Origin of the sequence: Actinoplanes awajinensis subsp. mycoplanecinus, assembly GCF_001509495.1 — a bacterium.
Classification (GTDB): domain Bacteria; phylum Actinomycetota; class Actinomycetes; order Mycobacteriales; family Micromonosporaceae; genus Actinoplanes; species Actinoplanes palleronii.
In genome coordinates this window covers 1-505 of the sequence record NZ_LLZH01000115.1, presented here as the reverse complement: position 1 = coordinate 505, position 505 = coordinate 1, and the positions used below count along the sequence as shown (strand labels likewise).

Genomic DNA, 505 nt, shown 5'->3' with positions numbered 1-505 from the left:
GCAAACGGCTACGACAGAACCGCGTTCACGTTCGACTACGACACCCGCCAGGGCACCTGCCCACAAGGCAACACCAGCAGCAGCTGGACCCCCACCCGCTCCCACAACACCGACACCATCGTGGTCGCCTGGCCGATGAAAACCTGCCGCCCCTGCCCCACCCGCGAACCCTGCACCCGCGCCGACCGCCGCAAAGTCAGCATCCAACCCCGCGACATCCACGAAACCCTCACCACCGCCCGCACCACACAAACCACCCCGGAATGGAAAACCCTCTACGCCACCCGCGCCGGCGTCGAAGGCACCATCCGCCAAGCCACCCACGTCACCGGAATCCGCACCGCCCGCTACCGCGGCCTGCCCAAAACCACCCTCGAACACACCATCGCCGCAACCGCGATCAACATCCACCGCCTCGACAACCACTGGACCGGCCACCCCCTCGACCGCACCCGAACCACCCACCTCCAACGCCTCAACTTCACCCTCGCCGCATAACCCCACC

The 505-nt window shown here is 66.9% G+C and carries 1 protein-coding gene; it reads left to right on the top strand.

Going from position 1 to position 505, the window contains the following annotated elements:
* The coding region (locus ADL15_RS15095; protein WP_198170786.1) for a transposase at positions 1–498 on the top strand (498 nt) is incomplete at its 5' end.
* Positions 499–505: the final 7 nt, after the last annotated feature.